The 21536-nt window shown below is 70.7% G+C and carries 20 protein-coding genes; 11 read left to right on the top strand and 9 right to left on the bottom strand.

The genetic code is table 11. The features are described 5' to 3' along the window. Positions 1–5: 5 nt before the first annotated feature. Together ACZ6Z4_RS20925 and ACZ6Z4_RS20920 are read left to right on the top strand one after the other, a co-directional pair. Positions 6–770 carry an SDR family NAD(P)-dependent oxidoreductase gene (locus ACZ6Z4_RS20925; RefSeq protein WP_465566668.1) on the top strand — a complete coding sequence of 255 codons (765 nt, stop codon included), beginning with the start codon at positions 6–8 and terminating at the stop codon, positions 768–770. Between the two features lie 26 nt (positions 771–796). Next, positions 797–1903, top strand: coding sequence for a winged helix DNA-binding domain-containing protein (locus ACZ6Z4_RS20920; protein ID WP_465566665.1), 1107 nt, complete (start codon positions 797–799; stop codon positions 1901–1903). Here the strand turns inward: ACZ6Z4_RS20920 and ACZ6Z4_RS20915 are convergent. The 4 genes from ACZ6Z4_RS20915 to ACZ6Z4_RS20900 all read right to left on the bottom strand — a co-directional run bounded on the left by ACZ6Z4_RS20915 (position 1891) and on the right by ACZ6Z4_RS20900 (position 7414). Then, complete coding sequence (locus ACZ6Z4_RS20915) at positions 1891–2883, bottom strand: LacI family DNA-binding transcriptional regulator (protein ID WP_465566806.1); 993 nt, start codon at positions 2881–2883, stop codon at positions 1891–1893. The genes ACZ6Z4_RS20920 and ACZ6Z4_RS20915 overlap by 13 nt on opposite strands. Positions 2884–3036: 153 nt before the next feature. Next, a complete protein-coding gene (locus ACZ6Z4_RS20910; RefSeq protein WP_465566662.1) occupies positions 3037–4533 on the bottom strand; it encodes an LCP family protein in 1497 nt (498 codons plus the stop codon). Positions 4534–4640: 107 nt separating this feature from the next. Continuing rightward, positions 4641–5612: an alpha/beta fold hydrolase gene (locus tag ACZ6Z4_RS20905; RefSeq protein WP_465566660.1), complete on the bottom strand. Its 972-nt coding sequence runs from the start codon at positions 5610–5612 to the stop codon at positions 4641–4643. Further along, positions 5609–7414: a protein-arginine deiminase family protein gene (locus ACZ6Z4_RS20900; RefSeq protein WP_465566658.1), complete on the bottom strand. Its 1806-nt coding sequence runs from the start codon at positions 7412–7414 to the stop codon at positions 5609–5611. Before ACZ6Z4_RS20900 ends, ACZ6Z4_RS20905 begins: the two co-directional genes overlap by 4 nt. A gap of 155 nt (positions 7415–7569) precedes the next feature. On the opposite strand from ACZ6Z4_RS20900, the gene ACZ6Z4_RS20895 reads away from it, so the two are divergent. After that, entirely contained in the window at positions 7570–8391 is an 822-nt protein-coding gene (locus tag ACZ6Z4_RS20895) for a DUF3152 domain-containing protein (RefSeq protein WP_465566657.1), read from the top strand. Here the strand turns inward: ACZ6Z4_RS20895 and ACZ6Z4_RS20890 are convergent, their stop codons facing one another. The 3 genes from ACZ6Z4_RS20890 to ACZ6Z4_RS20880 all read right to left on the bottom strand — a co-directional run bounded on the left by ACZ6Z4_RS20890 (position 8392) and on the right by ACZ6Z4_RS20880 (position 9991). Beyond that, a complete protein-coding gene (locus ACZ6Z4_RS20890; RefSeq protein ID WP_465566647.1) occupies positions 8392–8757 on the bottom strand; it encodes a VOC family protein in 366 nt (121 codons plus the stop codon). Between the two features lie 68 nt (positions 8758–8825). Next, entirely contained in the window at positions 8826–9371 is a 546-nt protein-coding gene (locus ACZ6Z4_RS20885; protein ID WP_465566644.1) for a MarR family transcriptional regulator, read from the bottom strand. Beyond that, positions 9368–9991: an NUDIX hydrolase gene (locus ACZ6Z4_RS20880; protein ID WP_465566642.1), complete on the bottom strand. Its 624-nt coding sequence runs from the start codon at positions 9989–9991 to the stop codon at positions 9368–9370. The genes ACZ6Z4_RS20885 and ACZ6Z4_RS20880 overlap by 4 nt, the downstream gene beginning before the upstream one ends. 251 nt (positions 9992–10242) lie before the next feature. On the opposite strand from ACZ6Z4_RS20880, the gene ACZ6Z4_RS20875 reads away from it, so the two are divergent. From ACZ6Z4_RS20875 to ACZ6Z4_RS20860, 4 genes are all read left to right on the top strand, one after another. Continuing rightward, a complete protein-coding gene (locus ACZ6Z4_RS20875; RefSeq protein WP_184800512.1) occupies positions 10243–10473 on the top strand; it encodes a hypothetical protein in 231 nt (76 codons plus the stop codon). A 200-nt stretch (positions 10474–10673) separates the two neighbouring features. Beyond that, a complete protein-coding gene (locus tag ACZ6Z4_RS20870) occupies positions 10674–11039 on the top strand; it encodes a VOC family protein (RefSeq protein WP_465566640.1) in 366 nt (121 codons plus the stop codon). A 68-nt stretch (positions 11040–11107) separates the two neighbouring features. Further along, positions 11108–12514, top strand: a complete 1407-nt coding sequence (pdxR, locus tag ACZ6Z4_RS20865) for a MocR-like pyridoxine biosynthesis transcription factor PdxR (RefSeq protein WP_465566638.1) — start codon at positions 11108–11110, stop codon at positions 12512–12514. Further along, entirely contained in the window at positions 12511–13653 is a 1143-nt protein-coding gene (locus ACZ6Z4_RS20860; protein WP_465566636.1) for an epoxide hydrolase family protein, read from the top strand. The genes pdxR and ACZ6Z4_RS20860 overlap by 4 nt, the downstream gene beginning before the upstream one ends. Here the strand turns inward: ACZ6Z4_RS20860 and ACZ6Z4_RS20855 are convergent. Further along, positions 13647–14258 (bottom strand): hypothetical protein, encoded by a 612-nt coding sequence (locus ACZ6Z4_RS20855; protein ID WP_465566634.1) that lies wholly within the window; start codon positions 14256–14258, stop codon positions 13647–13649. The two genes, ACZ6Z4_RS20860 and ACZ6Z4_RS20855, sit on opposite strands and share 7 nt — an antisense overlap. 138 nt (positions 14259–14396) lie before the next feature. On the opposite strand from ACZ6Z4_RS20855, the gene ACZ6Z4_RS20850 reads away from it, so the two are divergent. Together ACZ6Z4_RS20850 and ACZ6Z4_RS20845 are read left to right on the top strand one after the other, a co-directional pair. Then, on the top strand, positions 14397–16169 hold the full coding sequence (locus ACZ6Z4_RS20850) for a histidinol-phosphatase (RefSeq protein ID WP_465566632.1): 1773 nt from the start codon (positions 14397–14399) through the stop codon (positions 16167–16169). Next, positions 16169–16741: a hypothetical protein gene (locus ACZ6Z4_RS20845; RefSeq protein ID WP_465566630.1), complete on the top strand. Its 573-nt coding sequence runs from the start codon at positions 16169–16171 to the stop codon at positions 16739–16741. The genes ACZ6Z4_RS20850 and ACZ6Z4_RS20845 overlap by 1 nt, the downstream gene beginning before the upstream one ends. Positions 16742–16917: 176 nt before the next feature. Here the strand turns inward: ACZ6Z4_RS20845 and ACZ6Z4_RS20840 are convergent, their stop codons facing one another. Then, the gene (locus ACZ6Z4_RS20840) at positions 16918–19152 is read right to left on the bottom strand and encodes a HelD family protein (protein WP_465566627.1); all 2235 of its coding nucleotides are present in this window, start codon (positions 19150–19152) and stop codon (positions 16918–16920) included. Positions 19153–19311: 159 nt separating this feature from the next. Here ACZ6Z4_RS20840 and ACZ6Z4_RS20835 point away from each other — a divergent pair, with 159 nt between their 5' ends. Beyond that, a complete protein-coding gene (locus ACZ6Z4_RS20835; protein ID WP_465566625.1) occupies positions 19312–19836 on the top strand; it encodes an NADPH-dependent FMN reductase in 525 nt (174 codons plus the stop codon). Between the two features lie 14 nt (positions 19837–19850). Beyond that, the gene (locus ACZ6Z4_RS20830) at positions 19851–21521 is read left to right on the top strand and encodes a right-handed parallel beta-helix repeat-containing protein (protein ID WP_465566621.1); all 1671 of its coding nucleotides are present in this window, start codon (positions 19851–19853) and stop codon (positions 21519–21521) included. Positions 21522–21536 lie beyond the last annotated feature (15 nt).

The following is a 21536-nucleotide window of genomic DNA, read 5'->3' as shown; positions in this document are numbered from 1 at the left end:
AGCTTGTGGCTGGACGTCTGACCGGCGAGGTCGTACTGGTGACCGGAGCGGCCCGTGGCATCGGCCGTGCGATCGCTGTCAAGGCCGCCGAGGAAGGCGCGGCCGTCGGCCTGCTCGACATCCTCCCCGACGCGCTCGCCGCGACCACGGAAGAGATCGCCGCCACCGGCGCGAAGGTCGCCGCCGCGGTCGGCGACATCACCAACGAGAGCTCGGTCCGCAGCTGCACCGACGACCTCACCGGCCAACTCGGCGCGATCACCGTCCTGGTCAACAACGCCGGCAAGAATGCGTACGCCGACGCCACCGCGATGACCGTCGAGGAGTGGGACAGCGTCTTCGACGTCGACCTCAAGGGCGCCTGGCTGATGGCCCGTCAGGTGCTGCCCGCGATGATCGCGCACCGGCACGGCGCGATCGTCAACATCGCCTCGATCCACTCCAACCTGACCACCGCCGGCATGTTCCCGTACGCCGCCGCGAAGTCCGGCCTGGTCGGGATGACGCGCAGCCTGGCCCTCGACGTCGCGCCGCACGACGTCCGGGTGAACGCGGTCAGCCCGGGTTTCATCGCCACCGACCTGCTCGAGGAGTTCTTCGACACCATCCCCGGGGCCCGCGACAGCGCGCTCTCGGTGCACCCGCTCGGCCGGATCGGTACGCCGGAGAACGTCGCCGAGGTGGTCTGCTTCCTGGCCTCGTCGGCGGCCGCGTTCGTCACCGGCGCGAACTGGACCGTCGACGGCGGCCTCGGCGTCCGCTACGCCTGACCCACCCCTCGGGCGATGCTGTCCCCATGGACGTCATGGACCGGCGGGCACTCAACCGCGCCACCCTCGCCCGCCAACTCCTGCTCGAACGGCAGCAGCTCCCGGCCCTCGACGCCGTCCACGCCCTGGCCGGCCTGAACGCCCAGAGCGCCAAGGACCCGTACCTCGGCCTCTGGGCCCGCCTCACCGACTTCGAACCCGACCAGCTCGCCGACCTCCTGCACGACAAGCAGGTCGTCCGCGCCTGCCTGATGCGCTACACGCAACACCTCGTCACCGCCGAGGACTACCAGGTCCTCCGCCCGGTCATCGCGCCCGTCCTCGTGCGTGCCCACCACAGCGCCTGGCGCAAACAGACCGAAGGCGTCGACCTCGACGAGCTCGTCGTACTGGGCAAGGAAGCGCTCAAGGGCGTCACCCTCACCCGCCCCCAGCTCGGCAAGAAGCTCAAGGAGCGCTGGCCCGATCACGAGGGCACCGCCCTCGGCTGGACCTTCCAGTACCTGGCCTCGGTCGTGCACCCGCCACCGGACGGCCTCTGGGGCCGCAAAGGCGGAGTGACCCCCTTCGCGCTCGCCGAGGACTGGCTCGGCATCACCCTCGGCGAACCAGACCCAGGCCGCCTGATCCTGCTCTATCTCGCAGCCTTCGGCCCGGCCTCGCTCCGCGACATCCACGCCTGGTCAGGCCTGAGCCGCCTCGGCGACACGATCGACGAGCTGAGACCCCAGCTCGTCACGTTCACCAACGAAGCCGGCACCGAACTCTTCGATCTCCCCGACGCCCCACGCCCAGACCCCGGTACGCCGGTCCCGGTCCGCCTGCTGCCGGAGTTCGACAACCTGATGGTCGGCTTCCGCGACCGCTCGCGGGTGATGACGAAGGCGCAGCAGACCCGCGTCTGCGTCGGCGCCTACATCGCGGCCACGCTGCTCGTCGACGGCTTCGTCCGCGGCATGTGGAAGGTCGACCTCACCGGTGACACCGCGACGCTCGCGATCGAACTGCTCGACGACAACGGCGGCGGCGACGTCGTACTGTCCGCTGCCGTTCGGAAAGCTGTCGAGGTCGAGGGCGCCGCTTTGCTGCAGTTCATGGCGCCCGATCAGAAGCACCAGGTTCAGCTGGTCTGACACCCGCACGAGTTGCGGTGCACGAGCGTCGGCTCGACCCGGATCGTCCGCGCCGGCAGCTCCGGTTCGGCGATCCGCGTCGTGATCAGCTCCAGCGCCCGCGACGCCAGGACGGCGTGCGGCTGCGCGATCGTGGTCAGCCGCGGCTCGAACAGGTCGGCCCAGTCGAAGTCGTCGAACGCGACCAGCGCCAGGTCGCCGGGCACCGACACCCCGGCCTGCCGCAGCGCCCGCATCGCGCCGATCGTCATCTGGTTGTTCGCGACGATCAGCGCGGTCGGCGGGTCGGCCAGCGCGAGCAGCCGCGCGGTCGCGCCCTGCGCCGGTACGGCGTCCGACGCGCCGTCGGTGCGCAGCTCCGCGGCGTACGGGAGACCGGCCCGTTCGAGCCCGAGGCGGTAGCCGGCGATCCGCTCCTCGGTCGTCGCGATCCCGGGCAGCCCGGCGACGATGCCGATCCGGGTGTGCCCGAGCCCGGTCAGGTGCTCGACCAGCCGAGCGGTCGCCTCGACGTTCTCGGTGCCGACCTCGTCCAGCCCGGTCCCGATCATCCGGTCCACCAGCACCACCGGGACCTTGCGCAGCCGCAGGTAGTCCAGCGTCGGCTCCGGCCGGGCCGAGACCGCGATGATGATCCCGTCGGCCCGGCGTTCGTGCAGGTCACGCACCACTTCGAGCTCGCGCTCGGGGTCGTCGTGGGTGTCCGCGATCAGGATCGAGTACCCGCGCCGCTCGGCCTCGGCCTGCAGGTGGTGCGCCAGCTCCCCGAAGTACGGGTTGGAGATCGACGACAGCGCCAGCCCGATCGTGTCGGTCTTCGACATCACCAGCGACCGGGCGACCGTGTTCGGCACGTACCCGGTCTCCCGGACCGCGGTCAGCACCGCCTCGCGCGTCCGCGGCGCCACGAACCGGGTGTCGTTCAGCACGTGCGAAACCGTCGTCACCGAGACGTTGGCCCGCCGCGCGACGTCCGCCATCTTCACCACCCGCCCATTGTCCCCCGATCAAGAGCAAGGAGCTTCCGCTCGCACCCGTGCACCAGCCACCACGCCTGACGTTCCATCCGACGGCTGGGGTGGTCGGGCGGCGAGCCGGCTTCACCACCCGCCCATTGTCCCCCGGGCGGTGCGTCAGCCGGTCGGGTCGTAGGCGCAGGAGTCGCTCAGATCACCGTTGGTCGCCGGCGGTTTGGTCGTGGTGGGCTTCCCGGTCGGCTTCGTGGTGGTGGGCTTGGGCTGCGCGGCCGGCGTACCGGACAGTGCCTTCTGCACGATCGCCCGCATCCCCGGGTAGTTCGGGTCGCGCCCGTTCGGGAAGTTCTTCTTCTTGTCCAGGTCGATGTTGCGGATCTTCGCCGTCTTCACCTTCGCGCCGAGCCCGGCGAGATCGCCGAGCAGCGTCTGCGGGATGTCGGTGCGGATCAGCTGCTCGCCCGCCGCGGCGATCTCCTTGTAGTGCGTGAGCACGTTCTGCGGCGTCGCGCGCTCGACGATCGCCTTGATCGTGCAGCGCTGGCGGGCCTGCCGGGCCAGGTCCGCACCCGGCACCTTGTACCGTCCTCGGGCGAACCAGAGCGCGTCGAAGCCGTTGAGCTTCCGGTCGGGGCCCGGTTGCAGCCAGCGCCCCGGCGGGATGTGTTTGTCGTCGTCACCGCCGACCGGGACCGGGTAGTTGATGTTCACCGTGATCCCGCCGAGCGCGGTCACCATCTGCTCGAAGCCGGCCAGGTTGATCTGCACGTAGTAGTGCAGCTTCAGCCCCAGCGCCTCGCCGACCGACAGCTTCAGCGCGTCCGCGCCCGGGTTGTCGGTCTCGCCGAGCAGGTCGCCGTACTTCGGCGGGAGGGTGCGGTACATCGCGTCCAGGTAGAAGTTCGGCTGCTCCGGGTGCGGGTCGTCGGGGTCCCAGTAGCCGGTCGGGAACACCTTGTGCAGCGGGTGGTCCTTCGGGAACGGCATCCGCATGAAGTTCCGGGTCAGCGAGATCAGCGACGTCTCGCCGGTGTGGGTGTCGATGCTGGCCACCATCACCGTGTCGGTCCGCGCGCCGTCGCGCCCCTCGCCGTCGTCGGCGCCGAGCAGCAGCAGGTTGATCCGCGGCAGCTTCGCCCACGGGTCCTTCCGGTCGATCTTCGGCGCGGTCGCGCTCTTCGACTTCTCCCCGGCGAACACCTTGGTCACCAGGCTGCGCTGCGCGACCAGGTTCTGCGCCCCGAGCGCCGACCCCGACGCGATCGAGAAGCAGACCAGCCCGACCACCAGCGCCCCGGCCAGCCGCGCGCCGATCCCGCTCTGCAACGGCCGCAACATCTTGTACGACGTGACCAGCACGACGACCAGGAACAGCCCGGCGACGCCCAGCCCGACGATCATCCCGAGCAGCACACCCGGGTCGAGCGCCCACTCGATCACGTCGTCGCGCCGGACCAGCACGACGTACGCCGCCGCGCCGTACAGCAGCACGCTGAGCGTGGTCACGACCGCGCCCAGCCGTTTCCGCCCGGCGGCGAGGTACGCGGTCCCCGGGATCAGCACCCCGAGCACCGCGATCAGCAGCGCCCCACCCTGCCGGTGGTGCCGACTCGTCCGGGGTTTGGCTCGACGTGCTCGGGTTGCGCTCGGGGCCATGGCTCCACTCGATGATCGGCGGCAGGACGCGAGCACCGCCCCTGACCGGCGCCCTCTCCTTCGAACCCGCCCGAGCCGGAAAAGTTCGGCCGAATCTTCTGCGTCAGCTAGTTGGCGCTGAGCCAGGCCAGCATCCGCCGGTACGCCGGGTCGCTCTGAATGTGCCCACCACGAAACTCGAACACCTCGGCGCCTGGTGTCGCCGCCGCGAGAAACCCCGCCTGCAACCGGTCCCGCTCCGCCTCCGAGCCGTACCAAAGACTCACCGGCACCACGATCTTCTCCAGCGCGAACCCCCAGTCGCGGGCGAACGCCAGGTTGTCATCGATCCACCCGTCGTGGCTGTCCACGAACGTCGCCAGCACCCGAGCCATCGCCCGCGGCTCGTCCTTCGCCGGAGGCCCGGCCGGGGAGTAGGAATCCGGCGGAATCTCCGGCCCACCGGCCTCGATCAGCGCGAGGATCTGCCGCGCGGTCTCCTCGACACCCGGCCGCAGCGCCGCCTCACCGCCGTTGGCGGCGAGCCAGGACGTGCGGTTGCGCCGAGGGTCGGGCGGGACGCGACCGGTCCCGTCGCCGCCGTTCGTCGCGCCGCCGCCCGACGAACTCGCGCCGCCGCCCGACGGTTCTGCGCCGTCCGGCGGCTCCGGTCCGTCGACGAGCGGCTCCGCGCCGTCCTCCACCGGCTCCGGCCCGTCGACCAGCGGGGGAGCGATCCCACCCGCCACCGCGCACCGCACCACCCGATCAGGCAGCAACGCCGCACACGCCAGCGCATGCGGACCGCCGCCCGACCCACCAGTGACCGCGAACCGCTCCCACCCCTGCGCGTCCGCGACCAGTCGCACATCAGCGACCGCATCGGCGACCGTCCGCCCCGGCTGCCGCGACGACTCGCCGTACCCTGGCCGGTCGATCGACAGCAGCCGGATCCCGAGCTCCTCCACCGCACGGACGACGTCCGGCCGCTTCCAGCGCGTGGACGGGGAGCCGTTCTGGGAAACGACCGGGACGCCGCCTGGATCGCCGTACAGGCTGTAGGCGACGGTCCGGCCGTCCGGCGTACGGAGTGTGGTCACACCCGATCCAACCACCACGCGTCGGTCCCGCGGGTGTCGCGCAACGCGTTGGTCGCGCAGTGCACCTCGCCGCCGCCGAGGTGCGACCAGAAGAAGTTGTCGACCCAGTGCACCCGGACCCCGGTACGCCGGAGCGCGCGCTCCGCGGTCGCCTTGAACACGTCGACGCCGCGCACCTTCGGCCCCTGCGGGTCCGGTGCGGCGAAGTCGCGCGCGGTCAGCGACAGCCCGTTCACCAGGCCAGGCGTCATCGCGCGGAGCCCGGGCAGCACCGGGTGCGACTCGAAGAACACCGGCAGCCGGACCAGTTCGTCGCGTCGCAGCCCGGTCTCGCGGAGCAGGATCGCCAGCTGTTCGTCGATGTGCGCGGCCGCGGCGCGGTTGTCCGCGAGATGCTTGCCATCAGCAAGGATCTCGTCGACGGCCGGCTTGCGCGGCGAGTTGGTGTCCGCGAACAACCGCTGCCCGCCGGCGCCTTGACGGTGCGCGTCGCGCAGCAGTTGCTCGGCCAGCCGAGGATCGGCGACCGCGAGCGTCCAGCCGCGGGCGTTGTCGGCGCGGACGACGTGCGTGGTCTCGTCGGCGTGCCCGATCGCGAGCCAGGAGGTGTCGATCCGCAGCGGGTCCTGGAAACCCTGGCCGGTGACGAGCTCGAGGAACCCGGGGTCGGGCTTCCGCTCGCCGGCGCCGTACAGGACGCGGCCGTGCGGGTGGCCGGCGTACGGCGGGAGGCTCTCGATGTTGCCGCCCATGTTGAGCAGGTCGTTCGCGTTCGAGGAGGCGGTCGGGCTGAGCTCCTGGACGACGCCGACGTCCGGTCCGCGGAGATCGCGGTAGAGCAGGCGCCCGGCCGGGCGCGGGGTCGGGACGCCGAAGTCCCAGACGTTGCCGGAGCGGATCAGCACCCGCATCGTGTGCGCGCCGCCGACCGCCGGCAGGCTCGCGGTGGCCGGCTCGAAGGTGTCCTGCAGCCACATGTCCTTCCAGCCGCCGGGCGTGCCCTGCACGTACTGCAGCTTGGCGCCGCTCGACCGCGTCGCCTTCCCGAGCGTCTTCGCGAACGCATCGAACTCACCCGGCACACCCGGCGGGTACGGCGCATCGCCCGGCCAGCCGACGCCCTTGTTCGGCTTACCCGCGAAGACGGTCTGCGCTCGCTGCAGATCGTTCTGCAGCATCAGCGGCGCGACCCGCAGCTTCACGACGTCGCTCGCACTGCGCCTGCGGTCGGTGACGGTCAACCTGACCGTGATCGTCCCGTCCCACTTGGCGCGGTCACGCAGTACGTCGCGCCCTTCCAGCCCGAGCCGTACGCCACGCCGCAGCTGGTCAGCCGTCAGCTCGCTCGCCGGTCGGCCGTTCGCGAAGATCCGCGCCTTGTTCGCCGGTACGACGTCCAGCCGACCTGTCGCCGTTCGGCTGAGTCCCCTCGTCGCCGGAATCTCCAGCGGTGCAAGGTCTTCCAGGTCCTTCGGCCCGTTGATCCGCTCGTCCGCGGCATCGTTGCACGCGGCAAGCTTCTCGTCGACCGCCGACCCCGCGTCCTCCAGCTCACCTGGATCGACCTTGCACCGCCGCTCGTCGTCGTCGGCGTTCGCGAGGAAGATCGCGCCGCGATCAGCCGACCACGACGCCTCACCGGCCTCGTCGGCCGGTGTCACCCGCCCGTCCCGATCCACATCGGCCCGCAGCTCGGCGCCGGTCGTACCGGCGCCCGTCGTACCGGCGCCCCAGGCCACCATCGCCGGTGTCGCCGCGGTCAGCACCGCGACCGTCGCCATCCCTGCCGTCCACCGCTTCATCCCCGACTCCCCAAGTATTTGACACGTCTGTGCTGTTTCCCATCTCGAAACTAACACACTCGTACGAAATCAGGCGCGCGAGAAGGGTTTCTGCCCGAACAGGCAAGAACCCGGTGAGGACGCGCCCAGCCCGGGTGCGGTGAGGAGTCCAGCAGATGCGCAAGGCACGGATCGCCGGTCTGGGTGCGGTGGCCGCACTTGTCGTGGTCGGGTTGTTCCAGCTCCCGGCCAGCCCGTTCGCCCGCAACGACGCGCCCGACCGGACGCCGGTCGCCGCCTCGGAGCCGCTGGACGAACCACCGGTCGACAGCCCGCGCGACAGCACTCCCGGCAAGGGCAGCCCGCAGACCCCCGCGAAGCCCGCCGATTCCGCCGACCCGTCGATCACCTATCCGGAGCAAGGCAGCGTCTCGTACTCCGTCCTGCCCGGCGACCCGACGCCGATCGGCTCCGAGGGCCGGTTGCTCACCTTCGAGATCGACATCGAGAACGGCATCAAGGGCATCGACCGCACCGAGCTGGCCCGCTTCGTCCGCGAGACGTACGGCGCCCCGCAGGGCTGGACCGCCGGCGGCAAGTGGCGCTTCCGCCAGGTCGGCCCGGGGCAAGACCCCGGCTTCAAGCTGATGTTCGTGACGCCCGCGACCCGCGACATCCTCTGCGGTGGCGGCTACGACCACTACACGAGCTGCCGGATCGGCCAGCGCGTCGTGCTGAACATCGCGCGCTGGGTGAACGGCGTCCCGAACTACGGCGCCTCGCTCACGGAGTACCGCAAGTACATGCTGAACCACGAGACCGGCCACCGCCTCGGCGAGGCCCACGAGCTCTGCCCCGGGCCCGGTCAGCCGGCGCCGGTGATGCAGCAGCAGACCCTCGGTCTGCACGGCTGCACCCCGTACGCCTGGCCATACCGGAACGGCACCCGCTACGAGGGCCACCTCGGCAAGTACGACGACCCGATCCCGGGCGCCTGATCACTCCTCGACGATCGAGAGCACGTTCCCGGCCGGGTCCTTGAACCACGCGATCGGCGGCCCGTCACCGCGGACCACCCCGAGCTCGTCGTGCCGGTCGCCGTACCGCTCGAACGTCACGCCGCGCGCCGCCAGCGCCCGGGCGGCCGCGGCGATGTCGTCGACCGGGAAGTTCAGCGTTGTGTACGCCGCCGGCACGTGATCGTCCTTCGGGTAGACGAGCACGGGGTTGCCGCCCGCGATCCGCAGCTGCAGCATCCCGTGCTCCTCGCCGACGTCGAGCCCGAGCGTGCGCGTGTAGAACTCCTTCGCCGCCGGGATGTCGTCCACCGAGAACCCGCTGTACGCCTTCGTCTGTCCGAACATCAGTTGCCTCCTACCTGGTGGTTGTTGTCACCAGGTACGTCGGCAGCAGGTGTCCGGTCTCGACATGATCAGTTGTGCAGCTGCGGCGCCACCTGACTCACGGCCGCGGTCACCGCGGCGGTTTCCAACCCATCGGCCACCGTGTGCAGCAGCCGCACCAGCTGAGCCGCATCCGCCGGCCCGAGAATCCCGGTGATCACATCGAGCACCCGCACAGTCAACGCATCGAGCTGCGACAACCGCGCCTGACCCATCCCCGTCACCGCCAGGTGTGGAGCGGTCTTCACCAGCCCCAACCCAGCCAGCTCCGCGATCGCCAGCTCGGCCTCACCGGTCGTCGTCCCGACCTGCTCGGCCACAGCCGCCGCGGAGTCCCGCCCGTTGGAGATCGCGCTCAGCACCAACGCCGCCGGCATCTTCATCCCGACCGCGTCCTGCAGCCCCAGGATCAACGGGTGCGCATGCCCCCGAACCCGCTCCACGGCGTCCAGCAGCCGCAGCGCGTCCCCCACGTCCCCGATCAGGTGCTCGGTCTGCACCGTCGCGATCCCGCTCAACGGCACATCGCGCTCCGGCACGGCCAGCGCCCTGGTCCCCGTCTCTTCGATGGTCACCGTTCCAGCCTACGGATCCCGTCTGACACTTCGGCGTGTCGTTCCTGAGGAATCCCTGTGAATTCCACCTCTCCCGACAACCGAACGCCCGTTCGCAGGAACCGCCCGAACTCCGGATCGAACATTCCGCCCCGCGCGATCTCCGCCCGCGTCCACCACCGCACCTCCGCGAACTCCCCGGACCGGTCCAGCACCGGCATCCCACGCCACCCCGCCAGCACGAACCACAAACTCACATCAGTGTGATCACCGATCTCGGTGACGGTCAGAAACGAAGGCCGCCGCTCCGGATCGTTGAACACGGCATCGATCCCGAGCTCCTCCCGCACCTCCCGCGCCGCCGCGTCCGCCGGGTGCTCGTCGGCTTCCACGTGGCCGCCGGTCGGCAACCACCGTCGCGCGTTCACGTGGTCGACCAGTAGCACGCTCCCGTCCATCGGGTCGACCACCACGGCGTACGAGACCAGGTGCGGTGAAGGGGTCGCCGGCTTCACCCGCCGCCAGATGTCGTCGGTGCTCGCCAGCCAGCGCAGCGTCCACTCCCGGTCCGCGACCCCGCGCTCGTCGGCCGGCTCCAGGCCGGAGACCAACTGGTGGACTTCTTTCACCGAACTTCGCATCTCGGGACCTTCGCAGTGCCCGCCGACAATTCCCGCGCGAAAGCCCGCGCATCACACAAACAAAGGAACACCTGTTCGAGTGAACTGATCAGAAAATCCACCTTTCTGGCAGAGAAATCGGAACCCAAGCGTGACCTCCGCTCCCGGTCGTGCGTTGCATCTGACATGACGGGGATCACACGGCTCAACCGTCATCGCGCTCGCTCCGCGTTCCAGGCCGACCACCCCTCAGATCTGCCTCAGGAGGACCTGTGACAACCGCCACCGCCACCCAGACTGCCGAGCGCCGACGCGTGCGAGTCTGGTTCGGTGAGCACGTGATCGCCGACTACAACGCCGAACCGGCGTTGGCCGAGCGGTACGCCCACGCCATGAGCCGCCGCTTCGCCGGACTTCGCGTCACCAACGACCCGATGCCGGCCGTCGACCGGCTCCCCGACCCCCTGCCCGGCGAGCGCATGTGGGACGTAGCCCCCCGCTGAAGCCGACCCGGCGTACTGCGCACTCCCTGTTGCCGCAGCACGCACCGATCGACCCAGTGCGAACCACCAGTACGACGTACCGCCCGTACCGCGGCCCACAAGGCCGGGTGCGGGCGGTTCGTGTCTCCGCAGCGTGTCGAGACCCGCGCCCGGACTCCGACGTCCCCGGCGTGACCGACCCACGACCCGAGGAGACCCCGATGGCCCGGCCCGTTCTGAACAGCATGCTGCTCGGCAGCACCGACCCCGACCGGCTGAAGACCTGGTACCGCGACGCCTTCCACGCGGCCGTCGACGGCTACGGCAACCTCGACCTCGGCGGGTTCGGCCTGGTCATCGAGCACCGCGACGACGTGGCCGCGACAGCGCCCGAGCCCGGCCGGTTCATCGTCAACTTCGCCGTCGACGACATCGAGGCCAGCGCCGCCCACCTGCGCACCCTGGACGTCGACTGGCTAGTCGAGCCCGAGGACCGCGGCATCGGCACCTTCGCCACTCTCACCGACCCCGACGGCAACTACGTGCAGCTGATCCAGATGAAGCCGGAGTACTACGCGAACAAGTAGCCCACCGCCAGGGCGTTGTCCGGGTTCGGCCCTGACAGCGCCCCGGCGCGCGGCTAAGGTCCGATGGCATGAGCCGTTCCAGGACCGGTTCCGGCGAGCTGCTGGTCGAGATCCAGCGCTCCGGCGCCGTGCCCCTGCACCAGCAGCTGGAGGCGGGGATCCGCGCCCGGATCCGCGAGGGCCTGCTGCGTGCCGACGCGGTCCTGCCGTCGACCCGCGCGCTCGCCAACGACCTCGGCCTGTCCCGCGGCGTCGTCGTGGAGGCGTACCAGCAGCTCGTCGCCGAGGGCTACCTGGTCAGCCGCACCGGCGGCTACACCCAGGTCGCCCCGACCGCCGCGCGCACCAGCAGCCAGACCCGCACGAACCAGCAGCCCACCGGCCCGCCCAGGATCGACTTCAAGTACAGCCGCCCCGACGTCAGCCAGTTCCCGCGCGCAGCCTGGCTCCGCTCGGTCCGCCGGGTTCTCAACGAGACTCCGCACAGCACCTTCTCGTACTTGTCCGGCCAGGGTTCACCAGAGCTGCGGGAGGCCCTCGCCGATTACCTCAACCGCGTCCGCGGTACGTCGGCCCGCCCCGAGAACCTGCTGATCTGCCACGGATTCGCCCAGGGCTCGCGCCTGCTCCTCCAGGTCCTCGTCGCGGCCGGCTACCGCAAGCTCGCCCTCGAGGACCCGTCCGATTACGAGCTCCGCGACATCGCGCGAGCCGCAGGCCTCGAGGTCGTCGGCGTACCGGTCCTGGACTCCGGTATCGACGTCGCGGCCCTCGACCGCTCCGGCGCCGACCTCGTCCTGGTCACCGCCGCGCACCAGATGCCGATCGGCGCCGTCGCCTCGCCCGCGACCCGCGCCGCGCTGGTCGAGTGGGCCGTCCGCCGGAACGCCTTGATCATCGAGGACGACTACGACGCCGAGTACCGCTACGACCGCGAGCCGATCGGCGCCGTCCAGGGCCTGGCCCCCGACCGCGTCGTCTACGCCGGTACGGCGAGCAAGACCCTCGCGCCCGGTCTCCGCCTCGGCTGGCTGATCCTCCCCGACGCGCTCGTCGAACCGCTCGCCGCCGCGAAGCTGGCCGACGACCGCGGCTCGTCGGTGCTCGACCAGCTGACCTTCGCCGACTTCGTCACCCACGGCGAGTTCGACCGGCACCTGCGCCGGATGCGCCCGCGCTACCGGAACCTCCGCGACCTCCTGGTCACGCAGCTCGCCGACCGCCTGCCCGACTTCAAGCCCGTCGGCGTCTCCGCCGGCCTGCACGTCCTGGTCTGGCTCCCACCGGACCTGCCCGCCGAAACCGTCGCGACCGCGGCCCGCGAGTGCGACGTCGGTGTCCACCCGCTCACGCCGTACTGGTTCACGCCGCCCGGCCCGCCCGGTCTGGTCTTCGGCTACGGCAGCCTCACCGAGAAGGCGGTTGCCGAGGGCATCGATCTGCTGGCCGCCGCCGTCGGAACGCTGCGGCCATGATCGACAAGTTCTGGATCGACGTCTCCGAGGACGACCTCGACGACCTGCGCGCCCGGCTGGACCGGATCCGCTGGCCGCGCGAGCTCCCGGCCGCGGACGACTGGTCCCGCGGCGTCCCGGTCCGCGCCCTGCGCCAGGTCGTCCGGTACTGGCTGGACGCCTACGACTGGCGCAGGTGGGAGGCCCGCCTGAACGCGTTCCCGCAGTTCATGACCACGATCGAGGGCCAGCCGGTGCACTTCCTGCACGTCCACTCGCCGGCCCCGGACGCGCTCCCGCTGATCCTCACCCACGGCTGGCCCGGCTCGGTCGCCGAGTTCCTGGACGTGATCGGCCCGCTCACCGACCCCGCGGCGTACGGCGGCGACCCGGCGGATGCGTTCCACGTCGTCGCGCCCTCGGTCCCCGGGCACGGCTTCTCGGTCCCGCTCCGGGACATCGGCTGGAACCACCTCCGGATCGCCCACGCCTGGGCGGCCCTGATGGACCGCCTCGGCTACGACCGGTACGTCGCCCAGGGCGGCGACACCGGCTCGGTCGTCTCCCCGCTGCTCGGCCAGGTCGCCCCCGAGCACGTCATCGGCGTCCACCTGAACGGCGGCCTCGCCCACCCGTCCACCGATCCCGGCTACCGCCCGGGCGACTTCGACGACCTCGACCCGGCCGACCAGGCCAAGCTTGCAGCCGCCGATCACGTCCGAGCGACCGGTACGGCGTACGCGGAACTGCAGGGGACCAAGCCGCAGACGCTCTCGTTCGCGCTCAGCGACTCACCGGTCGGCCAGCTGGCCTGGATCCTGGAGAAGTTCCACGACTGGTCCGACCCGCGCCGTCCGCTCAGCAGCGCCAGGCTGGACCACATCCTCACCGACGTCTGCATCTACTGGTTCACCAACACCAGCGCCACGTCCGCCGTCCTCTACTCCGAGCCCAGCACCCAGATCTCGGCCCCGACCGGAGTGCCCACCGGCGTCGCCGTCTTTCCGACCGACCCCGCGATACGCCACATCCTCGCCCGCACCCACCACGTCACGCACTGGACCGAGCACTCCCGCGGCGGCCACTTCGCCGCCCTCGAGGTCCCGGACCTGCTGGTCGACGACCTCCGCACCTTCTGCCGGCCGCTGCGCGCTCACTGACGCCAGAACGCCTGCACCACGGTCGCCGGGTAGACCTGCTCGCACGGGATCCCGTTGCCATCGGCATCCAACCGGGCCGGCATCCCGGCGTACCACCAGTACGTGACCGCTTCCCCGTACGACGCCCCGCGGGCGACCAGGTCGCGGCAGAGCAGCCCGTCCGGCACCGAGGCCAGCGAGCTCACCTTCCGGCCCTGCCAGTACTTCCCGACCTCGGTCCGGGTGTACTCCGGCTCGCACGGGATTCCGTTGCGATCGGCATCCATCCGGTTGGGCTGCGCCTGGACCTGCCAGTACTCGACGGCGGCGGCGTACCCGTAGCCACGCTGTTTGAGGTCGCGGCACACCAGCCCGACCGGCAGCTCCCGGACATCCCCGAACGCCTTCACCGACGCAGCGGTCGAGCTGGGCCGCGGCGTGTGCGGAGCGGGTTTCGGCGCGGCCGGTGACGGTACGCCGGCCGCCTGCACGCCCGGCCGAGCGCTCCCGGACGGCTCCGTCGCCAGGATGACGACCGCCGTGAGCAGCACCGCGACGACTCCGGCCGTGATCCCAGCCAGGACAGCCAGCAGCGCACTGGTTGCTCTCGACGACGATCTCCCCATGGCGTCCCCCACCTCCCAGTGAAGCCACCACGGCCGCCGTTGTCCATGGCCGGAGCCGACGGTTCACCCGGACAACACCTTCAGGCCATGAAGAAAGGCGATGATCGCGCCGGATTCCGCCCTCCGAGAGGACGCACGATGGGACACTCCCACGACCACAGCGGTCACGGACATGGTCACGGCCACGGACATGGACACGGCCATGGGCACGGTCACGAGCACGACCACCACCACCCGAACACCGAGCTGGACGCCGCGACGCTGGCCGCGCTGGACGAGTCGATCCCGGACGCCGACCTCTCGCCGTCCGAGGTGAGCCGCCGGTCGCTGCTGCGCTCCGCTGGCATCCTCGGCGGTACGGCGGCGCTCGCCGTCACCGGCGCCTCCGCGGCGGCCGCCGCGGCGCCGAAGAACGTGCCGGGCTGGATCTTCCAGCAGCACAAGCGCCCGAACGTCTGGCTGGCCGGCGACCACCACATCCACACCCAGCTGAGTTCGGACGGCATGTACCGCGTCATCGACCAGGCCCGCCACGCGGCGGCGTACGGGCTGGACTGGCTGGTCATCACCGACCACGGTGGCGCCACCCACGCGCGGATCGGTGTCGACCTGGTCAACCCGCAGATCAAGGCGGCTCGCACCGAACTGAAGGACACGCTGATCTTCCAGGGCCTGGAGTGGAACATCCCGGCCGCCGAGCACGGCACCGTCTTCGTGGCGCCGGGCTCGCGCGAGGTCGAGGTGCTCAAGCAGTTCGAGAACAGCTACGACGGCAGCGTGAAGAACGCCGGCGGCAACACCCCGGCCAACGAGCAGCTCGCGGTCTCCGGCATCCAGTGGCTCGGCCAGCAGGTCGACCGCCGCCGCGTCCAGGACGCGCTGTTCCTGGCCAACCACCCGGCCCGCAACGGCATCGACAGCCCGCACGAGATCCGCAACTGGCGCGACGCCGACCCGCGGATCGCGATCGGCTTCGAGGGCGCGCCCGGTCACCAGGCCGCCGGCCTGCCGGCCCCGATCGGCGGCGCCGCGGCGCGCGGCTTCTACGGCAACGCCCCGAGCGCGAACTCCTTCGCGGGCTACCCGGCCGAGTCGTACCGGACCTGGGGCGGTTTCGACTGGATGACGTCGACCGTCGGCGGTCTTTGGGACAGCCTGCTGGCCGAGGGCAAGCCCTGGTGGATCAGCGCCAACTCCGACAGCCATGTGAACTGGAACGAGACCTCGGTCCGTCCGCCGGGCTCCGACCAGGCGCAGTTCGACCGCGACGGCCGCTACATGGACCCGGTCTACGGCAACACGATCAACCGGACCGCGGGCGACTTCTTCCCCGGCTACTACAGCCGCACCCACGTCGGCGCCGACCGCCGCGACTACCTGTCGGTGATGGAGGGCCTGCGGGCCGGCCGGATGTGGGTCGACCACGGCATGCTCGCCAAGGGCGTCGAGGTCGAGGTCCGCGAGGTCGGGCAGCGCTACGGCGAGCCGCTCGGCGGCGCGCTGACCGTACGCCGCGGCCGCGCGGTCGAGCTGGTCGTCCGGATCACCACCCAGACTATGCCGAACTGGTCGAACTTCGTACCGAAGCTGAACCGGGTCGACGCGATCCGCGGTGCGGTCAAGGGCACGGTCAGCAACCGCGACACGTTCACCGCGCCCGACACCAAGGTCGTCCGGCAGTGGGACACCTCCGGCAAGCGCGGCACGTTCGAACTGGTGCTGCCGCTGGGCAAGGCCGAGGAGCCGTTCTACGTCCGCGTCCGCGGTACCGACGGCAACCGCAGCCAGCCCGGCTACCTCGGCTCGGCGATCGACCCGGCGGGCCCGCAGCTCGACGTGGTCGGTGACGCCGACCCGTGGGCGGACCTGTGGTTCTACACGAACCCGATCTGGGTCCTGCCCAAGCGCTGATGATCATCGCCGTCGACGCGGGCAGCCGCGACACCGCCGCCGCCGAGCACGTTCTGCACGAGCTGCTCGGCCCGGCGGTGACCCCGGTGATCGCGTGCACGCACATGATCACCGGGGCCGAGACCCCGCACCTGGCCGTCTCCATCACCGCACCGACGGACGAGCTGGAGATCCACGTCCGGACGTGGTGCATCGAGCGCGGCGCCGGTTCCGCGTTCACCCGCCCGGGCGCGACGGCTCCCGACCTGGCCGGCCCGAGCCAGCTCGTCCGCGGCGCGTACGTCGCCGCGGTCGAGACGGCCCTCGGCGCCGGCCGGCTGGTCCGCTGGCCGGGCCGCGAGCACGCGTACGGCGTACAGACCGCTGCCGAGCTGCGCGCCAAGGCCGGCATCGACTACGTCGAGGCGCTCGGCGGGCTACCGATCACCGACGACAGCGTCATCGACACCCGAGACTTCGTCCGTCCGATCCGCCGTGAGGGCCAGACCATCCTCCAGGTCCAGCCCGCCGCGGGCGGCGTCCTCATCCCCTTCGAGGCCGAGCACCAGCAGAAGTGCTGCGCCGACCACTAGTAGATGCCGTAGTCGTTCAGCGACATCTTGTCGCGGCTGGTGCCGCACCGCAGACACAGCTGGTAGCGCTGGCCTTCGTCGTTACGCTCGGTTCTCCATTTGTGTAAGCCGAGAAGACACACGAGTGGCTTCTTCATCTTCGACAGTTAGCACTCCGCGCACCGCTTGCAAACAGCTCAGCGGCGTTCGTCCCAGGCGTCCGACCCGGCCAGCACCTCGGGTAGCTCACCGATCACACCGAGCCGCTGCGTGCACCGCGTCAGCGCGACGTACAGGTCTCGCAGACCGCGCGGCGACTCGAGCATGATCCCCTCGGGATCGACCACCAGCACCGAGTCGAACTCGAGTCCCTTCGCGCCGCCGACAGTCAGCACGGTGACGCCGGCCAGTGCGCCGACGGCCTCCTGCACCAGCTCCAGCCGCAGTCGTGAGGTGATCACCCCGACCTGACCGTGCTGCACCTCCTCGCCGGCGACCTTGCTCACGTAGGCCGCCTGCTCAGCCGGTACGACGTCGACGTGCCACGGCTTCACCCCGGTCGACCGCACCGACTCCGGCGCCTTCGCCGTCGGGTCCACCAGCTGCAGCACCTGCCCGGCCAGCTCCATCACCTCGGCCGGGGTCCGGTAGTTCATCGTCAGCTCGGCCAGCCGCCAGCGGTCGCCGAAGATGGAGCCCAGCGCCTGCCGCCAGCTCGTCCCGCCACCGGCCGCGCTCGTCTGCGCGACATCGCCGACCAGCGTCATCGACCGCAGCGGGCAGCGCCTCGCGATCGCCCGCCACGCCATCGGCGACAGCTCCTGCGCTTCGTCGACGATCACGTGCCCGTACGTCCAGCGGCGGTCGGCCGAGGCCCGCTCGGCCAGCGTCCGGTCGTCGTCGGCCTCGTACCGCTCGGCGAGCGCCTCCGCGTCGAGGATGTCGCGCGCGGTCAGCACCTCCGACTCGTCGTCCTCGTCGAAGTCCGTCGAGCCCGAGCCGCTCAGCACGTCGAGCGAGCCCTGGGCGTACGCGACGGCGCGCGCCCGCTCCGCCTTCAACCGGGCCGCCTCCTGCCCGTCGTCGCCGAGCAGCTCAGCGGCCTCGTCGAGCAGCGGGACGTCGGCCGGGCTCCAGTCGTCGCCGTACCGGAGCAGGTGCTCGCGGTCGAGCTCGCTCAGCTGCGGCGCCGCCTGCGCCAGCCGCCGCTCGTCGCCGTACAGGTCGATCAGGAGCTCGCGCGGGCTGAGGTTCGGCCAGAGCTGGTCGAGCAGCGCCTGTACGGCGGGCTCGGCCTTCACCTCGGCGCGCAGCTCGGTCAGGTCGTACTCGTCGAGCAGGTTCTCGCCGCCGAGCGGGTCGGCGCCGATGATGTCGGCGTACTGCGCGACGAGCGCGTCGACGATCTCGGTCAGGAAGAACGGCCGGGCCTGGTTGTGCGTCAGCCGCCGCTCGCGGGCCCGCGACCGCGCCTGCTCGGCGACCGCCGGGTCGAGCCGCAGCACGGTCCGGTCCACGGTCACCTCGACCGGCTTCGCAGGCACCCACTGCCGGTCGGCGACCGCTTGCGCGATCACCTCGGCCATCACGGCCCGGCCCTTCACTTCGCCGGCCTCCGCCGACTCGGGCCGAGTCGCTGTGAGCCCCGGGTACAGCTCGGCCAGCGTGACCAGCCGGACGCCGTCCTCACCGAGCGACGGAAGCACCTGGCCGATGAACTTCAGGAACGTCGGATTCGGCCCGACGACGAGAATTCCGCGCTTTTCCAGCTGGTCGCGATGGGTGTAGAGAAGGTACGCGGCGCGGTGCAGCGCGATCGCGGTCTTTCCCGTTCCCGGACCCCCTTGCACGACCAGTACGCCGGGCAGCTCGGAGCGGATGATCCGGTCCTGGTCGGCCTGGATGGTCTGCACGATCGACTCCATCGTGCCGGTCCGCCGCGCCTCCAGTGCCTTCAGCAGGACGGCCTCGCCCATCACGCCGGTGCCGAGCCGCGACTCGCCCTCGGCGGTTCGCGCGAGATCGAGCTGCTCGTCCTGGACGTCGACGACCTGACGCAGCCGGCTCTGGATGTGCCGGCGGCGGACGACGCCCTGGTTGTGCACGGCGGTCGCCACGTAGAACGGGCGGGCGGCGGGCGCGCGCCAGTCGACCAGGAGCGGTTCGTAGTCCTCGTCGTGCAGCCCGATCCGGCCCAGGTGCAGCACCTCGCCGTCGCTGTCGTCGAGGCGGCCGAAGTACAGGCCCTCCTCGGCGGCGTTCAGCCGGGCCAGCCGCGCGTTCAGGTCACGGACGCGGCCGTCGCGCTGGTGCAGGGCCTGCGCGTTGCGCGTCCCGGCCACCTGCTCACCGTCTCGGCGGGTCTCCGCGCGCTCCCGCTCGCGGTCCAGCGCCGCGTAGAAAGTGGTCAGATGAATCTGTTCCGACTGCACCGGATTCTGCAATTCCAGCCCCTCATGATAAAATGCACGGCGTTGGTCCCCGGAACATTTCTGCCGGCCGCCACAAATCCTCGATTTTACGGCATTTCGCCCTTTTCTCCAGAGTTGACCTTGACCTCAAGTCCTGTTGAGGTATTACCGTCGCTCGACGTGACCGTTCACCCGCTCCGGCTCGCCTTCCTGGTCCGCACCACGGAGGCCAGCCCGTTCTGCCGGGCGCTGACGGCCTGGTTCGCCCAGCAGGTCGAGCGCCGCGACGACTTCAAGCTCGACCTGATCGACCTGGCGAGCACCACCGACCTGCCGCGCCGGATCGCCGAGGCCGACGCCTACGTGGTGCTGGCGCCGGAGTACAACCACGCCTACCCCGGCGACCTGAAGACCGCGATCGACTCGGTCCGGCACGAGTGGTTCGGCAAACCGGTCGGCTTCGTCGTGTACGGCGGCCGCTCGCGCGGGCTGCGCGCCGCCGAGCAGCTGCGCCTCGTCTTCGGCGAGCTGCACACCGTGACGGTCCGCGAGACGCTGAGCTTCCAGCAGTTCCCCGGGTCGGACGTACCGGAGGACCTCGAGGACATCGCCACGACCCAGGCGGCGACCGTGCTGCTGGACCAGCTGGCCTGGTGGGGGCGGACGCTGCGCGACGCCCGCTCCCGCGATCCCTACCCGGTTTGATTAGCTAGACCCTTGTGACCCTGGTCGACATCACCGCGTTCGGCGCGGACAGCAGCGGCGTACAGGACAGCACTCCGGCGGTTGTCGCGGCGCTGGAGCACGTGCGAACGCTGAGTGGGCCGGTCCGCTTGGTCTTTCCGCGCGGCACCTACCAGCTCTATCCCGAGCACGCTATCGAGCGGGAGTTCTACATCTCCAACACGGTCGGCGCGGACCAGGCGCACCGGCTGAAGCGTTTCGCGTTCCTGGTGGAGGATCTGGCCGACCTCACCATCGACGGCGACGGGTCGACGTTCCAGCTGCACGGGCTGATGGGGTTGTTCGCGGTCGTCCGCTCCGAGCGGGTGACGCTTCGGGACTTCGCGTTCGACACGGTGGCGCCGAAGGTCGTTGACGTGACCGTTGCGGAGACCGGGCCGGCGTACCGGGTGCTGAGCATTCCGCCGGGGAACCCGTACGTCGTCGATGGTTCGCTGAGCTTTCTGGGGGAGGCGAGCCCGGTCAGCGGTACGCCGTACTGGCGGTACCGCTCGGACGAGATGTGGTACTGCCAGATCCATGACCCGGTCGCGCAGCGGACGTGGCGGGGGCCGAACCCGCTCTTCACCGAGGTCGCCGGGGTGACGGATCTCGGTTCGCATCGCGTCCGCGTCGACTACTCCTCGGCGGTGGTCCCTGATGACACGGGCCTCGTTTACCAGCTGCGCGAGCCGACGCGCGACACCGCGGCCGGCTTCATCTGGGAGTCCGCGCAGGTCACGGTGACGAACCTGCAGGCCGGCTACCTGCACGGCTTCGGGATCGTCGGGCAGCTCAGCACCGACATCACGATCACCGGCAACTCGTTCCACGCCGACCGCGCGAAGGGCCGCAGCACGGCGGCGTTCGCGGACATCCTGCAGATGTCGGGCGTCGGCGGCACGGTGACGATCACCGGCAACCTCTTCGACGGCGCGCACGACGACCCGATCAACATCCACGGGACCTATCTGGAGGTCATCGGTGTCGCGGGTGCGGTGCTCGACCTGCAGTACATGCACAACGAGACCGCGGGTTTTCCACAGTTCCACGTCGGCGACGTGGTCGAGCTCGTCGACAAGCTGACCATGGTCGGCGTCGCTCAGGCGACGGTCACTGCAGTCGACGGCCCGACCGGTTTCGACAGCAGCAAGCCGCTGACCACGATGACGATCACGCTCGACACCGCCGTACCGGAGGTCGTCACGCCCGGCGCGCACGTCGTCGAGAACGTCACCTACACGCCGTCGGTGCGGATCGCCGGGAACACCTTCCGAAACGTCCCGACCCGCGGCGCCCTGGTCACCACGCGGGGCCGCGTCGTGCTCGAGGACAACGTGTTCGACGGCATGACCATGGCGAGCATCTACGTCAGCGCCGACGCGCACCAGTGGTACGAGTCCGGACCGGTCCGCGACCTCGTCATCCGGCGCAACCGCTTCCTGCGGCCCGCGACGCCGGTGATCTGGTTCGACCCGACCAACCAGGTCGAGGGCGAGCCGGTGCACCGCGGCGTCGTGATCGAGGACAACGACTTCGAGCTGACCGGCGACGGCGAGGTGCTGCGCGCGAAGAGCGTCGGCGGGCTCGTCTTCACCGGCAACCGGGTGACGGGCGGCGAGCCGGCGTACACGTTCTCGGGCTGCACGGACGTCACGGTGGAATAGGAACGGCGTACGGGC

This window comes from Kribbella sp. NPDC104740 (assembly GCF_055583505.1).
The sequence above is the reverse complement of the archived record's forward strand: the minus strand, read 5'-3'. Positions and strand labels throughout refer to the sequence as shown.

Coding starts and splice junctions, on each gene's coding strand:
- ACZ6Z4_RS20920 (WP_465566665.1), top strand. CDS start 797: ATGGACGTCATGGACCGGCGGGCACTCAACCGCGCCACCCTCGCCCGC.
- ACZ6Z4_RS20915 (WP_465566806.1), bottom strand. CDS start 2,883: ATGGCGGACGTCGCGCGGCGGGCCAACGTCTCGGTGACGACGGTTTCG.
- ACZ6Z4_RS20910 (WP_465566662.1), bottom strand. CDS start 4,533: ATGGCCCCGAGCGCAACCCGAGCACGTCGAGCCAAACCCCGGACGAGT.
- ACZ6Z4_RS20900 (WP_465566658.1), bottom strand. CDS start 7,414: ATGAAGCGGTGGACGGCAGGGATGGCGACGGTCGCGGTGCTGACCGCG.
- ACZ6Z4_RS20895 (WP_465566657.1), top strand. CDS start 7,570: ATGCGCAAGGCACGGATCGCCGGTCTGGGTGCGGTGGCCGCACTTGTC.
- ACZ6Z4_RS20890 (WP_465566647.1), bottom strand. CDS start 8,757: ATGTTCGGACAGACGAAGGCGTACAGCGGGTTCTCGGTGGACGACATC.
- ACZ6Z4_RS20880 (WP_465566642.1), bottom strand. CDS start 9,991: ATGCGAAGTTCGGTGAAAGAAGTCCACCAGTTGGTCTCCGGCCTGGAG.
- ACZ6Z4_RS20870 (WP_465566640.1), top strand. CDS start 10,674: ATGGCCCGGCCCGTTCTGAACAGCATGCTGCTCGGCAGCACCGACCCC.
- pdxR (WP_465566638.1), top strand. CDS start 11,108: ATGAGCCGTTCCAGGACCGGTTCCGGCGAGCTGCTGGTCGAGATCCAG.
- ACZ6Z4_RS20860 (WP_465566636.1), top strand. CDS start 12,511: ATGATCGACAAGTTCTGGATCGACGTCTCCGAGGACGACCTCGACGAC.
- ACZ6Z4_RS20855 (WP_465566634.1), bottom strand. CDS start 14,258: ATGGGGAGATCGTCGTCGAGAGCAACCAGTGCGCTGCTGGCTGTCCTG.
- ACZ6Z4_RS20850 (WP_465566632.1), top strand. CDS start 14,397: ATGGGACACTCCCACGACCACAGCGGTCACGGACATGGTCACGGCCAC.
- ACZ6Z4_RS20845 (WP_465566630.1), top strand. CDS start 16,169: ATGATCATCGCCGTCGACGCGGGCAGCCGCGACACCGCCGCCGCCGAG.